15 protein-coding genes and 1 pseudogene are annotated in these 14,794 nt (G+C 60.9%); 8 read left to right on the top strand and 8 right to left on the bottom strand.

The annotated features are described in order from the left end of the window. The first annotated feature begins 252 nt into the window (after positions 1 to 252). Together ACK3SC_RS05345 and ACK3SC_RS05340 are read left to right on the top strand one after the other, a co-directional pair. Positions 253 to 2,013: a 2-oxoacid:acceptor oxidoreductase subunit alpha gene (locus tag ACK3SC_RS05345; RefSeq protein ID WP_416839082.1), complete on the top strand. Its 1,761-nt coding sequence runs from the start codon at positions 253 to 255 to the stop codon at positions 2,011 to 2,013. Then, a complete protein-coding gene (locus tag ACK3SC_RS05340) occupies positions 2,010 to 2,873 on the top strand; it encodes a 2-oxoacid:ferredoxin oxidoreductase subunit beta (protein WP_416839081.1) in 864 nt (287 codons plus the stop codon). The genes ACK3SC_RS05345 and ACK3SC_RS05340 overlap by 4 nt, the downstream gene beginning before the upstream one ends. 16 nt (positions 2,874 to 2,889) lie before the next feature. On the opposite strand, the gene ACK3SC_RS05335 is transcribed toward ACK3SC_RS05340, so the two are convergent. Continuing rightward, entirely contained in the window at positions 2,890 to 3,585 is a 696-nt protein-coding gene (locus tag ACK3SC_RS05335) for a DUF6517 family protein (protein ID WP_416839080.1), read from the bottom strand. 190 nt (positions 3,586 to 3,775) lie between these two features. On the opposite strand from ACK3SC_RS05335, the gene ACK3SC_RS05330 reads away from it, so the two are divergent. The 3 genes and pseudogenes from ACK3SC_RS05330 (at position 3,776) to ACK3SC_RS05320 (ending at position 5,651) form a co-directional block, all read left to right on the top strand. Beyond that, entirely contained in the window at positions 3,776 to 5,143 is a 1,368-nt protein-coding gene (locus tag ACK3SC_RS05330) for a geranylgeranyl reductase family protein (RefSeq protein ID WP_416839079.1), read from the top strand. A gap of 65 nt (positions 5,144 to 5,208) precedes the next feature. Further along, positions 5,209 to 5,391 (top strand): annotated as a pseudogene (locus ACK3SC_RS05325) (aldo/keto reductase); the annotation flags it as partial. Between the two features lie 68 nt (positions 5,392 to 5,459). After that, on the top strand, positions 5,460 to 5,651 hold the full coding sequence (locus tag ACK3SC_RS05320) for a hypothetical protein (RefSeq protein ID WP_416839078.1): 192 nt from the start codon (positions 5,460 to 5,462) through the stop codon (positions 5,649 to 5,651). 24 nt (positions 5,652 to 5,675) lie between these two features. Here ACK3SC_RS05320 and ACK3SC_RS05315 read toward each other — a convergent pair whose 3' ends face one another. From ACK3SC_RS05315 to ACK3SC_RS05305, 3 genes are all read right to left on the bottom strand, one after another. After that, positions 5,676 to 6,803: a DUF373 family protein gene (locus ACK3SC_RS05315; protein WP_416839077.1), complete on the bottom strand. Its 1,128-nt coding sequence runs from the start codon at positions 6,801 to 6,803 to the stop codon at positions 5,676 to 5,678. A 43-nt stretch (positions 6,804 to 6,846) separates the two neighbouring features. Then, positions 6,847 to 7,848 (bottom strand): signal peptide peptidase SppA, encoded by a 1,002-nt coding sequence (gene sppA / locus ACK3SC_RS05310; RefSeq protein ID WP_416839076.1) that lies wholly within the window; start codon positions 7,846 to 7,848, stop codon positions 6,847 to 6,849. A gap of 89 nt (positions 7,849 to 7,937) precedes the next feature. Then, positions 7,938 to 8,861 carry a coiled-coil protein gene (locus ACK3SC_RS05305; RefSeq protein WP_416839075.1) on the bottom strand — a complete coding sequence of 308 codons (924 nt, stop codon included), beginning with the start codon at positions 8,859 to 8,861 and terminating at the stop codon, positions 7,938 to 7,940. A 299-nt stretch (positions 8,862 to 9,160) separates the two neighbouring features. Between ACK3SC_RS05305 and ACK3SC_RS05300 the strand changes: the two genes are divergently transcribed. After that, positions 9,161 to 9,586: a DUF371 domain-containing protein gene (locus ACK3SC_RS05300; RefSeq protein ID WP_416839074.1), complete on the top strand. Its 426-nt coding sequence runs from the start codon at positions 9,161 to 9,163 to the stop codon at positions 9,584 to 9,586. A gap of 75 nt (positions 9,587 to 9,661) precedes the next feature. Further along, complete coding sequence (locus ACK3SC_RS05295; protein ID WP_416839073.1) at positions 9,662 to 10,474, top strand: endonuclease III domain-containing protein; 813 nt, start codon at positions 9,662 to 9,664, stop codon at positions 10,472 to 10,474. 33 nt (positions 10,475 to 10,507) lie between these two features. Here ACK3SC_RS05295 and ACK3SC_RS05290 read toward each other — a convergent pair whose 3' ends face one another. The 3 genes from ACK3SC_RS05290 to ACK3SC_RS05280 form a co-directional block, all read right to left on the bottom strand. Then, a complete protein-coding gene (locus ACK3SC_RS05290; protein ID WP_416839072.1) occupies positions 10,508 to 10,939 on the bottom strand; it encodes a hypothetical protein in 432 nt (143 codons plus the stop codon). A 79-nt stretch (positions 10,940 to 11,018) separates the two neighbouring features. Beyond that, complete coding sequence (locus tag ACK3SC_RS05285; RefSeq protein WP_416839070.1) at positions 11,019 to 11,402, bottom strand: methylglyoxal synthase; 384 nt, start codon at positions 11,400 to 11,402, stop codon at positions 11,019 to 11,021. Between the two features lie 93 nt (positions 11,403 to 11,495). Beyond that, complete coding sequence (locus ACK3SC_RS05280) at positions 11,496 to 13,418, bottom strand: beta-CASP ribonuclease aCPSF1 (protein WP_416839069.1); 1,923 nt, start codon at positions 13,416 to 13,418, stop codon at positions 11,496 to 11,498. Positions 13,419 to 13,666: 248 nt separating this feature from the next. Here ACK3SC_RS05280 and ACK3SC_RS05275 point away from each other — a divergent pair, with 248 nt between their 5' ends. Beyond that, positions 13,667 to 14,146, top strand: a complete 480-nt coding sequence (locus tag ACK3SC_RS05275) for a hypothetical protein (RefSeq protein ID WP_416839068.1) — start codon at positions 13,667 to 13,669, stop codon at positions 14,144 to 14,146. Positions 14,147 to 14,185: 39 nt separating this feature from the next. On the opposite strand, the gene ACK3SC_RS05270 is transcribed toward ACK3SC_RS05275, so the two are convergent. Continuing rightward, on the bottom strand, positions 14,186 to 14,677 hold the full coding sequence (locus ACK3SC_RS05270; RefSeq protein WP_416839943.1) for an HTH domain-containing protein: 492 nt from the start codon (positions 14,675 to 14,677) through the stop codon (positions 14,186 to 14,188). Positions 14,678 to 14,794 lie beyond the last annotated feature (117 nt).

Below are 14,794 nucleotides of genomic sequence, written 5' to 3'. Positions count from 1 at the left end.
CCTTGCCTTCCAGCACGACCACCGACAGACCGACTCGAGAGAAACCGGTTACCGTTTCCGATAGCTCCCAGATTCGAGGTAATTGGACGTTTGTCCACCCTACGACGTGAGAGTGCCTAATCAACGAGGGTGTTGGCATGAAAAATACACTCTCGAAGCCTGAGAGCCCAGTATTCGTTTTTTGACACCTGTGGGGGAGGACGCAATTTTTCAGAAGGCTTTTGACCCGGCTATGGGTAGATTTCACTCAGCATGCCTGCGGACTTCAATTGGGCCATCGGCGGCGAGGCTGGCGATGGTATCGACTCAACGGGGAAGATTTTCGCTCAGGCACTCTCCCGGGCTGGACGCCACGTGTTCACCTCCAAGGATTTCGCATCGCGAATCCGCGGTGGCTACACGGCGTACAAGGTTCGGACTGCCATCGACCCCGTACAGAGTGTTGTTGATCGACTCGACGTCCTCATCGCACTCACGCAACGCACGATCGACGAGAACCTCGACGAACTCCACGACGGGTCGGTCATCATCTACGACGGTGACCGCTCGACGATGGCTGACGTCGAAATCCCGGAGGGGATGATAGGGCTGGACGTTCCCCTCAAGGCACTCGCAGAGGAAGCTGGTGGCGCTATCATGCGCAACGTCGTCGCACTGGGTGCGGCGTGCGCCGTCGCCGACTTCCCAATCGAGAACCTCGACAGCGCACTCAAGAAGCGCTTCGGTGGGAAAGGTGAGGCAATCGTCGAGAACAACAAGAAAGCTGCTCGCGCAGGACTCGAATACGTCGACGAGGAGTACGACTACGAGTTCGACTACGACCTCGAAACGACGGACAACGATTACATCCTCATCAACGGTGACCAGGCAATCGGCATGGGTGCCATCGCCGCTGGATGCCGTTTCTACGCTGGCTACCCCATCACGCCCGCAACGAACGTGATGGAGTACCTGACCGGTCGCATCGAACGCTACGGTGGCCACGTCGTGCAGGCAGAAGACGAACTCGCAGCCATCAACCTCGCACTCGGTGCGGCACGCGCCGGTGCACGGTCGATGACGGCAACCTCCGGTCCGGGTATCGACCTGATGACCGAGACGTTCGGTCTCGTCGCCACCTCGGAGACGCCGCTCGTCATCGTCGACGTCATGCGCTCGGGCCCCTCGACGGGGATGCCGACCAAGCAAGAACAGGGCGACCTGAACATGATGCTCTACGGTGGCCACGGCGAGATTCCACGCTTCGTCGTCGCGCCGACGAGCATTGACGAGTGTTTCTGGAAGACGGTCGAAGCGTTCAACATGGCCGAGAAGTACCAGCTTCCGGTCTACGTCGCGGCCGACCTCGCGATGGCCGTCACGGAACAGACCTTCCCGCCGGAAGCCTTCGACATGGACAAAGTCGAAATCGACCGCGGCAAGGTCGTCGACGACGACTCCATCGACGAATGGCTCGACGAGAAGGGTCGCTTCCAGCCACACGCCCTCACCGACGACGGCATCAGTCCGCGTGCGTTCCCCGGCACGGCACAGGGCGCACACATGTCGACGGGTCTCGAACACGACGAACTCGGTCGCCGGACCGAAGACAGAGGAATGCGTGTCAAACAGGTCGACAAGCGCGAACGGAAGGTCGAGACGGCGAAAGCCACCGAAGACTTCTCACCGCGTGAGTTCGGGAATCCCGACTCCGACACGCTCATCCTCTCGTGGGGCTCGAACGAGGGTGCGCTCATCGAGGCGCTCGACTTCCTCGAAGACGACGGCATCGACGTTCGCTTCCTGTCGGTCCCGTACATGTTCCCGCGACCTGACCTCTCCGACGACATCGAGGCTGCCGACGAAGTCATCGTCGTCGAGTGTAACGCGACGGGGCAGTTCGCCGACGTCGTCGAGCACGACACATTGACCCGTGTCAAGCGCATTAACAAATACGACGGCGTCCGCTTCAAGGCGGACGAACTCGCAGACCAAATCAAAGCTACCCTCGACAAAGAGGAGGTTTCCGCATGAGCTCAGACGTTCGCTTCACCGACTTTAAATCCGACAAGCAACCGACCTGGTGTCCCGGCTGTGGGGACTTCGGGACGATGAACGGTATCATGAAGGCGCTGGCCAACTCCGGCACCGACCCCGACAACACGTTCGTGGTCGCCGGTATCGGCTGTTCCGGCAAAATCGGGACGTACATGCACTCGTACGCCATCCACGGCGTCCACGGGCGCTCGCTTCCCGTCGCCGCAGGCGTCAAACTGGCCAACCCCAACCTGACCGTCGTCGCCGCCGGTGGCGACGGTGACGGCTACTCGATTGGTGCTGGTCACTTCATCCACGCCGTCCGCCGCAACGTGGACATGGCCTACACCGTCATGGACAACCGTATCTACGGCCTGACCAAGGGGCAGGCGTCGCCAACCTCGCGTGAGGACTTCGAGACGTCGACGACGCCCGAAGGGCCGAAACAGCCGCCGGTCAACCCGCTCGCACTCGCGCTGGCCGCCGGCGGAACGTTCATCGCGCAGTCGTTCGCGACTGACCACAAGCGCCACGCCGAAATCGTGCAGGCGGCTATCGAACACGATGGCTTCGGCTTCGTGAACGTCTTCAGTCCGTGTGTCACGTTCAACGACGTCGACACCTACGACTACTTCCGCGACAACCTCGTCGACCTCGCAGACACGGACCACGACCCAACCGACTTCGACGCCGCCAAGGACAAGATTCTCGACTCCTCGAAAGAGTTCGAGGGAATCCTCTACCAGGACGAGAACTCTGTCTCCTACGAACAGAAGTTCGGCGTCACGGAGAACATGTCCGACATCCCGTCGGGCGCACCCGACGACGCGATGGACCTCGTCCGCGAGTTCTACTAACTCACTCGCGACGCACTTACGTTCCCGATTTTTCGACCGTTCCCGGATGTTCGATAGCGCTCGCCAGCGACGCAATCGAATCCGTCTCGTCCACACTCGCCTCGTGGACTGCGACGACGACGATGATGTCGCCATCGTGTTCGACTGTCGCGACGTGGATGCGAACGTCTGCGCTGCCACCTTCGTAGGCGACTGGTTCGCCGTCCACAGTGGTCTCGCCGGGTTCGACGACGACAGTTCCCTCGTAGGTGACGAGTTCCGTCTCGTCGCCGAGTATCGTCACGGTTCGGGCGTCGACCTCACGAAGCCCGTTGACCTCGGGGACGTTGCCAAGGGCCTGCGCGTCTGCGAGGTAGCCGAGTCCGACACCGACGAGTTCTCGGTTGCCGAGGTTCGCGAGTGGGTTCACCGACTGCCCGGCGACCTCCCTGTCTGGCGACGAGACGACGGCGAGGACCGTCACGTCGTCGTCTGCCGTCGTCTTCGAGTAACCAGACACCCACACTTCGACGCCGACAGTTTGCGAGGCAGGGCCGGCCCCAACGTCGTACGAGAAGGGGACGACGGTGCTGTTACCGTGGACGTACCCGTGTGATTCGTACGCCGACGCGGGAATCGTCGCTGGGGACGCCGCGATGGTTGTCGTCCCGCCGAGACACCCGGCGAGGACGACCACGAACGCGAGCGCAATGGCAGGTCGAAGCAATCGCATGACGCCTCTAGAGGCGCTCTGACACCATGACAGTCTCGCTCAGGCTACAATCGAGTACAAAGACAGGTCCGCGTGTGAGTTCTTCTCGACGAGTTAGCGAGCGGCTCTCTCGGACAGCCCACCCATCCCCCCAAGTTGTGAGGTCCATATACGGTCGTTTTTTATTACGGCAGCATCAACTTCGGTTGATATGCCAGCGGAATCCTACGATATAGTCGTCGTCGGTGGAGGAACGGTGGGTGCCTTCGCTGCAGCGACGGCTGCCTCGGAAGGTCTCGACGTGGTGATTGTCGAGCGAAAGTCCGAGGAGGATAAAGGGAACATTGCCTGTGGGGATGCCATCAAAGGCAAGAGTACGTTCCCCGACGTAATCGACCTCGATTATCTGAAAGACGAAGCGTTCACCAACCAGAACATTCGCCGTGCTATCTTCGAGAACCCACAGGGAGACGACCTCGAAGTCGAGTTCGGCGCACCCGGTGCAGTCCTCGACCGCAAGCGCTACGGTGAAATAATCCTCGAAGAAGCAGAACGCGTCGGTGCTGACATCCACTTCGACACTGTCGTCCAGGACGTGGTCCAAGACGACGACGGATTCGTCACCGGTGTCCGTGGCAAGCGTAAGGGGAAGGTCGTCGAATACGAATCAGAAGTCGTCATCGACGGCGCTGGGTCGCTGTCGATTCTCCAGGACAAGACCGACTTCAGTGGCACGCGATTCGACACGAACGTCTCGTACCAGCACTTCTGTTCTGCCTACCGCGAAGTGATGGAGGTTCCCGACCCGGTCGACTACCACGACGCAATCGTCTTCGGCCCCACCGAAGAACTCGGCTACGTCTGGTACTTCCCGCGAACGCCGACCGAAATCAACGTCGGTCTCGGCTTCCAGATGAACAAGCCGCCGATGAAACTCGTCGAGGACCTCAAGAAACACGTCGCCGAACGCCCCGAGTTCGACGAGGCGAAAGTCACGAGCAAACTCGGTGCTGCCCTCCCGACCCGCCGACCCTACGACTCCGCCGTCGCGAACGGCTTCATCGCTGCTGGTGACGCCGCAGGCCACGTCAATCCGACGACTGGCGGCGGCATCCCCGGCGCTGCGAAGTCTGCACACTGGGCTGTCAAGCGGGCCGCCAGCGCCATCTCGGAGGGCGACGTGAGCGAAGCGAACCTCTGGGAGTACAACCGTGACGTGATGACCGACTTCGGCAAGCGATTCGCTGCGGTCGACCTCTACAACATCTGGGGCGGTGCTCACGACGTGGACGAACTGACGCGCATCGTCGCCTCCGTCCCCGGCCAGCAACTCGCCGACGCACTCAGTTCCGGCACCTCGTCGATGGGTCTCGGCCTCAAGCTAGAGACGCTCGTCAAGACGTTCGGTCACTGGGGCAAACTCTACGAACTCTACAAGGTCAGCAAACTCGCCGACGAGATAACCGACGTGTACAACGCCTACCCGTCGCGGCCGGGTGCCTTCGAGTCGTGGCAAGAGAGTCGTGACGACGTGATGGACCGACTCTACAACCTCTCCGGCGCGGAACCGAAGTACTGACTGCGCGAACTGTCGGAACTCTAGTCCGGCTTTTGGAACTAATTTTCGTCTCTGTCCGTTCAGTACAGGTGTCCCTCGCGTGGCTTCGCGAGAAGGGAATCACGGCCATTCCGAAGGCGACGAGTGATGCCCACATCCGCGACAACTGGGTGTCGCTCTCGCTCGAACTCGACGACAGCGATATCGAGGCAATCGACGCCATCGAACAGGTCGACCGCCGGCTCGACCCAGACTTCGCACTCTGGTAAGTTCCCGACCGACGTGTTTCCGAATCTGAGCCACAACGGATTTGGGAGCCGAGTCCTGACGGACTCGCATGGAGTTCGACCTCCCAAAGACAGTCGCACTGCTCGTCGGTCTCGTCGCGGTCGGAACGGCGGCACTCGTCGGGATGGGTGTCATGGCGACGAGTACCGTGTTGATGATGGTGACGCCAACGATGCTCGTCTTCGGTGCAGTCTGTCTCGCCATCGGTGTCAAACACGGCGAGTACCGCGCGCTCGACTGACGACGAGTCGATACCCGAGCGACGCTAATTTTCTGCTCGCGTCTCGGAAATCTCGTCGAGTGGTTCGTCCGAGACAGTCGCCGAGATGCGAACCCCGGCGAGACTGATGACGATGCCGGCGACGATGAACATCACCAGTCGCTGGGCCGGCGAGAGTTCGAGTCGTCCCAGGAGGACGAGGTGCGCGAGTTCGCCTTGCCGTTCGAGGAGGAATCCCGCGAATCCCCTGAGGACCAGCCCAATCGCGATGACGCCGAACGGGAGGTTCATGTACGACGTCGAGACCACTTCGTTTCCGATGAGTTCGTCCAGGAGGCGACCCGCGCTCGCAGTGAGGGCGGCGAGCGCCAACCACGGAACGCTGTGGTAGACGAACAACAGCGACGGTAACAGCAACTCGTCACCGGTCGTGCCGGGCGTCCGAACCGCCAGCGCACCGAGGAACAGGCCGACGATAGCCAATCCTGCCGCCACGGCGTAGGTGACGACCGACACCTGACCGGAGTAGAGCGCGTCGCGAACCTGTTCCGGTGCGTTCGAGAAGAACTCGTCGATTGCCAGTCCCTTGTAGAGAAGTACAGCACCGAGGAGTGCGGCGAGTCCGGCCAGCGCCACCGCGGGTGTGAACTGCACGAGGAGCAGTGGCAACAGGAGCAACCCGACACCGAGGGGGACGAGCACCGTCGAGCGGAGTTCTTCGTCGGCGAGGAACTGCTTGAGGAGGTAGTAGGTCGACTCGATGTCGTGGGCCTGCCGGACGACCACGCGGTCGACCGCATCGACCCGGAGGCGACTCTCGATGACGGGGACGAGTCGTTCGTCCTCTGCGCTGTCGATGACGATTACCGCAGAATCGAAGTCGTACTGTTCGACTAACGTGTCGAGTTGTGTCGCGACTGCTCGGTCTGCACCGATGGCCGACTCAGACGACCCGGAGATGACGGCGATTTCTGCATCCTCGCGTTCGTCTCTGAGTTCGCGGGTGACGCGTAACGTTTCGAGGAGGCAGTTGACACTCGAATCCTCAGGGTCCGCGAGCCCGACGTCCGTGACGAGCGACCGAACGGCCTCCCATCCGACGACAGGCGTCGAGAGTCCCGACTTCCGACCGATGTCGTTTGCACGGTCGACACAGAGGACGAGTGTTGTCACGTGGAAAATGAATGCAGTCGTGGGCTAAAAAGCCTCCCAGTCGTCAGTGGCGAAACGAAAACCCGTCGTCGACGTCGAACGACGATGCGACTCCAGCACCGAACGCGAACGCGACACCCTCGGCCCCGCCGCGAAGGCGGTCAGCGATGCTGACCTGTGGCGTGAACTCACGAACCGATACTTCCTCACGGTCGAGGAGTTCTGCCAATCGATCTTCGACGTCGTCGCGGGTGCCGAGCGAATCGACGAGTCCGAGTTCGTGTGCCTCTTCTCCGAGATAGACCCGGGCTTCCGTCTCTCGGATGGCTTCGGGGTCCATCTCTCGTCCCTCGGCCACGCGCTCGACGAAGTCGTCGTAGTAGTCGTCGATGAGTCCCTGCAAGTACGCGCGTTCGTCGTCCGTCGGTTCTTTCAGAACGCTGCCGGCGTCTTTGTACTTCCCGGCGGCGAACCGTTCGTAGGAGATACCGACCTTCTCCGCGAGTTCGGAGGCGTTGACAGACGACCCAATGACGCCGATCGACCCGACGATGCTGGCGTCGTGTGCCCACAACTCGTCACACCCACTGGCAATCCAGTAACCACCAGACGCGCAGGTATCGGTCGCGTAGGCGATGGTCGGTCCATCGAAGTCGGCGGCGGCCCGTCGGATGTCGTCGCTCGGGAGTACCTCACCGCCGGGTGTGTTGAGTTTGAGGACCAGCGCCTCGGCGTTTTCGTCGGCAGACGCCGCGTCTATCTGGTCGACGATGTCGTCGGCGGGCATCCCACCACCGCGGCCGGGAATCCGCCCGCCTCCACCGTCACGCGTGATGGGCCCTTCGACGGCGACTTCGGCGACATCGTAGGTCGGGAACACCGACTCGGCGAGTTGCCCGCCGAACCGAAGTGCGGTGACGACCGTTCCGATGATGAGGAGGATGCCGAGGAGTTCCGCGAGGTCGGACGGAACGCTGTAGAAGAGCACCCACCCGACGATGGCCGCGAGAACGGTGACGACGAGGACGACTGCTACTCGAAAGAGGCGTGTAAACTGATTCGTCACGAGATATCACTCACACCTGACGGTCAGGGCGCAGTCGCCATAAAAATGATACGTCGCGTCTGCGACGAAGAGAGAGAAATAAACCGGGCTTAGAGCAGGCCGGCCTTCTGCAGCTTCATGAGGTCCTCGGTCTCGAGGGTCTCGCCTTCCTTGAACTTCTGGTAGATTTCCTCGGCCTCGGCCTTTGCAGCCTCGCGCTCTTCGGCACGCGAGTCCTTGCGCTGGCGTTCTTCCTTCTTGTCCAGTTCGCGGAGGCGCTTCTGGACGCGGACGAAGTCCTCGTGGTGGCGGTCGGCCGCTTCCTGGGCCTCGACGAAGAGTTCGTGCATCTCGTCGGCCTTGTCACGGATGTCGTCGGCCTCGCGGTAGGCCTCGATCATCTGGTTGTGGTGCTCCTGTGCGTCGTCGGCCAGCTCGGTCACCTTCTGGTGGTGCTGGGACGCTTCGGAACGGACCTCTTCGGCCTCGGCGATGAGCTCTTCGAGGTCACCGCTCTCTTCGACTTTCTCCTTCTTCTGGTGGAGTTCGTCGCGCTTGTTCTCGATCTTCTCGATGAGTTCGCGCTCGTCTTCCGTCGAGAGAACCTCGGTCTGCTGGCGGAACTCGAGTTGCTCGATCTCCTCTTTGAGCTCGTCGATGTCCTTGCCGTCGTCGAGTTCGAGGTCGCTCTTCATCGAGTCGACCTCGTCGAACAGCTCGTTGGCCTTCGCGTTGAGCTCGTTGCGCTTGTTCTTGTGCTCTTGCACCTGCGAGTTCATCTCGTCTCGCTGTTCGCGGTGCGTCTGCGCCTCGTCGACCTTCTCGCGTGTCATCGCGTTGAGGTCGTCGCGCTTGGAGGCGCGCTCGGAGGCCATCTGGTTCAGTTCGTTGCGGCGGTCACGGAGTTGACCGGCAAGTTTAATGAGTTCGCCTTTCGAGCCGCTCTCGAGCTTTTCTTCTGGGAGATCAATGTTTCGTGACTCCTCGAGTTCCTGCACATCGAACTCGTTGAGCACTTCCTGCTTCGTTACCATGCGTAATCAATCCTCGATACCATCACCGCTCCGTGCGTGGCGGCTGCTCATTGCGTGCAATCGACCGTGGATAAGAATTCCCGATCATTCTGCGTGCTATGCCGCCGGAACGCCGGAGGCGCTCAGGTACATGTTCATACAAGCGTCCGATTAATAAAGACTTCGGTGGATAATCGGGTGAAAACCGTTACCACACCGCCCACAACTGCCATATTTGGCATGTTAGCGATTCACAAACCCGCTTATAAACACCCGGAGAAATCGTGGAGGATAAAGCCAATCGTCCCCCACGGAACGCCATGAGAGAGGTCATTCGTGCGCGCGGCCACGAACACGTGCGTGCCGAGCACACGAGTACGTTCGAAGTGACGAGCGACGACTGGCTCACGCCCGCTGGCGACTGTATCATCGGCATCGAAGCAGACCGCACTCCCGCCGAGTTCGACGACGAGTTCGTCGCGGCGTGCCAGTCACACGATGCGACCATCACCGTCACCGTGAGCGTCGACACGGGTGAACGCACGTTCGAACAGACCGTTCGCGGACGCGGCCACCCTGACCTCACCTTCGACGGCGACCGGAGCATCGTCTTTCGGACGAGCGACTACGTCGACGACCGAACCGGGATGGTCGGCGCAGAACACGCCGCGGCCGGGTTCGACGACAAACTCGTCTCCGCGCTGGTAGTGGGTGCACCTCTCACGCTAACTATCGACGTCGAATAATCGCTCGTCGTATCTCCTCGCAGACGACCAGCGAGACGAGTGGTGCTTTTCCCTGTCGGCCCGTATCTCCCGACTATGTCCGACGAACCGTCCGAGAACATCAGCGGTGGTCCCACCGGCGGCGGCCAGATTGCGGCGTTCGAGGCTGCCGACCCCTCTTCAGCGACGCGTGCTGAAGTGGTCATCGACCGACTGGGTGACCTGTACTGGCGGAAAGCCTACGGTGGCCAAGGTGGATTCGAGTGTCTCGTCCGGACGATTCTGAGTCAGAACACGAGCGACAAGGCCAGCCAACCCGCGCACGACGCGTTGATGGCTCGGTTTGACAGTTCAGACCTCGCCGAATCACTCGCTGCGGCCGACCGGGAGGAACTTGTCGAGGCCATTCGCTCGGCCGGCCTCTACAACCAGAAGTCGAAACTCATCATCGGCGTCGCCGAGGAGGTACTGGCCGACTTCGGGAGCGAAGCAGACTTCGACCGCTACGTCCGCGAAGCGGATCCCGCCGAGGTTCGGAACCGACTGCTGGAGATGAAGGGAGTCGGGCCCAAGACGGCCGACTGTGTCTTGCTCTTCGCGGGCGGGCGCGGAGGTGTATTCCCCGTCGATACGCACGTCCACCGAATCTCGCGTCGTCTCGGCATCGCACCCGCCGACGCCGACCACGAGACCGTTCGTGACTATCTCGAACGCGACGTTCCCGCCGAGAAGTGCGGCTTTGGCCACACAGCCATGATTCAGTTCGGCCGCGAGTACTGTACGGCGCGGAAACCGGCGTGTTTGGAGGACCCGGAGGCGTGTCCGATGTACGATGTGTGCGAGCGCGTGGGAGTGAATCCAGAGATGGGAGAAGTAGTCGACCCCGCCGAGACCGTCGCCGACGACTAAGCAACGACCGACCGGGTCGGCACCCACAACCGACTAACACGACTTCGTTTTCAGCCCACTCACTGGCGACCCATCGTCCTCGTACGACGACTCGACTCCCGTCCCTGCGAACATCGGGAGATTCATCGAGTAGTCGTAGACGACGCTGAACCGGGCGAATGGATTGGAGAGAAACGCAGTCGCGGGGCCGACGCCGTCGAACGCGACACCAGCACGGAGTTGGACGATCGGCGTACTCCCGATGCCGCCGGTGGCCTCCATGCCGAACCCACCCGGCTTGCCGAGGTTCTCAAAGATAGAGAGAAAGACGACGAGGTCGATTCCGGCAGTCTCACTTCCGATATCGAACTGGTGGCCCTCCCCGGGGAAACACGGCGAGGTCGGACTACTCGCGGCCGCGACAGGTGCAGTCGCAAGCACGACGACGAGGAACAGCGTTAGAGCGACACGAATCGCGGCGTCCATACGCCCGCTACTTCGTTCTGATAATTAAGAGTACGCCGACGTTCTCAGGATTGATATATCGGCACGACCGCCCATCGCCTCACGCTTCGCCTTGCACCTGGTCGACGAGTTCGTCGAGGACAGCGTCTGCGCTGGCGAGATTAGTTGCGAGTGGTGTCTGATGCACGTCACAGATACGGAGGAGAGCAGTGATGTCTGGCTCGTGCGGTTGGGCCGTCAGCGGGTCGCGGAGGAAGATAACGCCGTCGCACGTCTCGCTGGCGATCTCGGCACCGATTTGCATGTCTCCCCCGAGTGGCCCGGACTGCTTGCGTTCGATATCGAGACCCGTCGCGTCGATGAGGCGTTTTCCCGTCGTCCCCGTCGCCATGAGGTCGAAACGTTCGAGGTCCTCGATTCGTTGGTTTGCGAACTCGATGAGGTCGTCTTTCTTCTCGTCGTGGGCGATGAGTGCGAGGCGCATAGAACTCACTCGTTCGAGAGTAGTCATTAATGTTCGGCACGGGAAACGACGAGGAAACAGTCTGCGGCGAGAACGCGTCTCGAACGGGTGCAGTTACTTGAAGCGGAACGTTTCGAGGTTCTTCGGTGCGAACGTCCGCATGTTGTAGTTGTGGTAGAGCGCAGACGAAAGGTCCTGCACAGAGCGTTCGTCACCGTGGACACACAGCACCTTCTCGGGTCGTGGGTTCATCGTCTTGATGAAGTTCTCGAGGCCCTGTCGGTCGGCGTGCCCGGAGAAGCCATCGACCGTCTCCACGTCCATCTTGAGCTTCAACGTGCTCGAGCGGCCGGAGTTGTCGCGGTCGTTGACTGGAATCTCGTCCCATCCGTTCTGGATACGGCGGCCGAGGGTTCCCTGTGCCTGGTAGCCGACGAAGACGAGTCGGGATTTCGGGTCGGGGCCGATGTGGCGGAGCCACGACATGATGGGGCCGCCGGTGACCATCCCTGACGTCGAGAGGATAATCGCCTGGTCGCCGTCGGCGACGTCCTGTCGTTCTTCTTCGCCGCCGTCGATGTGGTTGAACTCGTCGGCGAGGAACGGGTTTTCGTCCTCGTGGAAGATGCGGTCGCGAAGTTCGTCGCGGAGGTACTCGGGGTACGTCGTGTGGATGGCCGTCGCCTCCCAAATCATCCCGTCGAGGTGGACGGGCATCTCCGGAATCTTGCCGTCGCGCATCGCCTGTTCGAGGACGAGCATAATCTCCTGCGAGCGACCGACGGCGAACGCCGGGATGACGACCTTGCCGCCGCGGTCGTACGTCTCGTTGATGACCTCGATGAGGCGTTTTTCGGAGTCTTCCTGGTCGGTCTGGTAGTCGTTGCGACCACCGTACGTGGATTCGAGGACGAGCGTCTCGACCCGTGGGAAGTCGTTGACTGCGCCGTTGAATAGACGCGTGTCGTCGTAGTGAATGTCGCCGGAGAACGCCACGTTGTAGAGGCCATCGCCGATGTGGAAGTGGGATACCGACGACCCGAGAATGTGTCCCGCGTTGTGGAACGTGAGTTTCACGTCGGGGGCGATGTCGGTCACGTCGCCGTATTCGAGCGGGATGGTGTGCTTGATAGCTTCACGAACCATCTCGGATTCGTACGGTGGGGTGCGGCCTTCTTTCGACGCGACGTCGAGGTAGTCGAGCGTCAGGAGACCCATCAGGTCGCGCGTGGGTTCGGTCGTGTAGATTGGCCCGTCGTAGCCGTACTTGAACAGCAGCGGAATCAGTGCAGAGTGGTCGAGGTGAGCGTGGGTGAGGACGACGGCGTCCAGCGAGTTCGCGCCCGAACCGAGTGCCTCGGGAACCTGGAGGTACGGCACGTCGTCGGACCCGGGTTTGTCTCCACAGTCGATGAGAATGCGCGTCTCGGGCGTCGAGAGAATGAAAGAGGCGCGCCCGACTTCGCGGCAGCAACCGAGCGTCGTGATACGAACCCATTCGTCGTTCGAGAGCTGTTCGCGGTGAATCTGCCGACCGGTCCGTTCGAGGATACGGCGACGGTCTTCGCGTTCTTGTTTCAGGAAGTTGCGGACGTTCGAGACGGTGGACGACTCGATTGGTGGTGTGCGGACGACCTCGGGAGTCCACCCGACTTCCTGGGTAATCTCTCTCAGGGTCGACCCGTGTCGACCGATGACCATGCCCGGTTTCTGCGCTTCGATGACGACTTCGCCCGTATCGATGTGGAAGTCTAGGTCGGTGACGCCTGCTTCCTCTGGGATGACGGCCATAATCTGCGGTTCGGCGTCACGAGGATCCGAGAGGACGTCGGGGTCCGGTCGAACCGTAATTCGTTTTCGGAGCTTACTCGCGAGTTTCCGAATCAAGTCACCGTTCTTGGCAAACTTCTTCGGGTCGCGTGTATAGACGACGAGTTCGGGACCCTCGTACTTGACGTCGGAAACCGAGATGTCGCGTGGAAGTTCGTTCGTAATCTCTGCTTTCAGATTCTCGAGTTGTTTATCTACGGAACTCATAGTTACGAGCGACCTATCCGGACCAGTGCCGGTAGGTCTCGGGAACCGCTGCCTCAGGAGCGTTAACACGAGACGGTCCACACGTGGTGGTTCCGTTCTCGGTCGACGGCGAAGAGAGCATAGTGAACTGTATAGTGGTATCTCGACTGCGGGAAGAGGCAGGGGAAAACCCGCTTATCCGAGTGTACCGTTTCGTCAGTATAAAACCCTTCGCAAAACCGAAGCATATCGCCGCCGTTCGGTGGGGCATGGAACTCACACCGAACGCGGTGAGCGACGAACACCAATGGGTTCGCGACAGGGCAGACGTCGTCGTCCCGCTTATCAACGAGACGAGAGGCCGACTCGGCACGCTCTTCGATACCACCGTCGGCGAAGTCGACGAACAGACCTACCTCGCGGCCGTCGACGACGTGTTCGTCCGCGGCGACGTGGCTGTGAACGTCGCAGCCTACATCCGTCTTCTCCGCGAATTAGACGTCGAAGGGGATTATCCGGGGTTCATCGTCGACGAGGTGCTCGGGCGCAAACTCGCAGCGACTATCGCCGGCGGTGACCCACTTGGCCTCCTCGCAGAGGCGACGTTCCACTTTGCCGACGTCGCAGTCCACACAGACGGCCCCGCCGGACTCGACGACCTGGACGCTGCACTCGCCGCTGGGTTTCAAACGATTCTCCCCGGCTGGTCGTGGCGCGAGCGAGACTCACCGTTCTCCAGCACGCACTAACATCGTCAAAAAGTTCGAGAGAGCGCTTCGGACACCAGACTACCACTCGATAGTCATCGGACTGCTCGGCCACTCCGGTTCGATGTGCGATTCGAGTTCGTCGACTCGTGCTCGGAGTGCACCCATCGATTGCTCACACGCGGTGACGTGCGAGAGTACTCTGTCTTCGTACTCAGCCATGACCGCTCGTGGCGTCCGTCGCGTCACACGTTCTGGCCCCATCCGGCCGACGCTTCGTTTGAACGGGTCACCCAACCCCGTGAGCCGTTCGCCTCGATTCGCACTCCATCTCGCGTACGACTGGAGTTTGTCGCGGGCGCGCCGCTCAGTCGGTGAGAGACGTCCCGAGATATCCACGAATTTACCCCACGTTTCGACCGTGTAGTCGTCGATACTGCCGCGTTCTACTGCGTCGTCTAACCGCTCGAGTACTGGTTCGAACTCTGGTCGTTTTCCACTGCGAACCCAGAGCTCGATTCGAATCGGCCGACGCTGTGAAGTCGGACGCTTGTCGCTCTTGGTACTGTCTATTGCTAGCACACCATCCACCAACTCGCAGGTACGTGTTCGTGGAATATGTAGCTAGGTGTCTTCTTACACGACCGACACTCGAGAAGAATTGGTGATGTGAGAGACAGGTTTCGAAGC

Origin of the sequence: Haloferax sp. DFSO52, from assembly GCF_048158745.1 — an archaeon.
Lineage (GTDB): Archaea > Halobacteriota > Halobacteria > Halobacteriales > Haloferacaceae > Haloferax.
This window is presented reverse-complemented; position numbering and strand designations above follow the sequence as displayed.

What these genes read in the sequence shown, in the direction of transcription:
- ACK3SC_RS05320 (WP_416839078.1), top strand. Translation starts at nt 5,460, where the DNA reads ATGGAGTTCGACCTCCCAAAGACAGTCGCACTGCTCGTCGGTCTCGTC.
- ACK3SC_RS05335 (WP_416839080.1), bottom strand. Translation starts at nt 3,585, where the DNA reads ATGCGATTGCTTCGACCTGCCATTGCGCTCGCGTTCGTGGTCGTCCTC.
- ACK3SC_RS05330 (WP_416839079.1), top strand. Translation starts at nt 3,776, where the DNA reads ATGCCAGCGGAATCCTACGATATAGTCGTCGTCGGTGGAGGAACGGTG.
- ACK3SC_RS05340 (WP_416839081.1), top strand. Translation starts at nt 2,010, where the DNA reads ATGAGCTCAGACGTTCGCTTCACCGACTTTAAATCCGACAAGCAACCG.
- ACK3SC_RS05300 (WP_416839074.1), top strand. Translation starts at nt 9,161, where the DNA reads ATGAGAGAGGTCATTCGTGCGCGCGGCCACGAACACGTGCGTGCCGAG.
- ACK3SC_RS05295 (WP_416839073.1), top strand. Translation starts at nt 9,662, where the DNA reads ATGTCCGACGAACCGTCCGAGAACATCAGCGGTGGTCCCACCGGCGGC.
- ACK3SC_RS05290 (WP_416839072.1), bottom strand. Translation starts at nt 10,939, where the DNA reads ATGGACGCCGCGATTCGTGTCGCTCTAACGCTGTTCCTCGTCGTCGTG.
- ACK3SC_RS05275 (WP_416839068.1), top strand. Translation starts at nt 13,667, where the DNA reads ATGGAACTCACACCGAACGCGGTGAGCGACGAACACCAATGGGTTCGC.
- ACK3SC_RS05345 (WP_416839082.1), top strand. Translation starts at nt 253, where the DNA reads ATGCCTGCGGACTTCAATTGGGCCATCGGCGGCGAGGCTGGCGATGGT.
- ACK3SC_RS05280 (WP_416839069.1), bottom strand. Translation starts at nt 13,418, where the DNA reads ATGAGTTCCGTAGATAAACAACTCGAGAATCTGAAAGCAGAGATTACG.
- ACK3SC_RS05305 (WP_416839075.1), bottom strand. Translation starts at nt 8,861, where the DNA reads ATGGTAACGAAGCAGGAAGTGCTCAACGAGTTCGATGTGCAGGAACTC.
- ACK3SC_RS05285 (WP_416839070.1), bottom strand. Translation starts at nt 11,402, where the DNA reads ATGCGCCTCGCACTCATCGCCCACGACGAGAAGAAAGACGACCTCATC.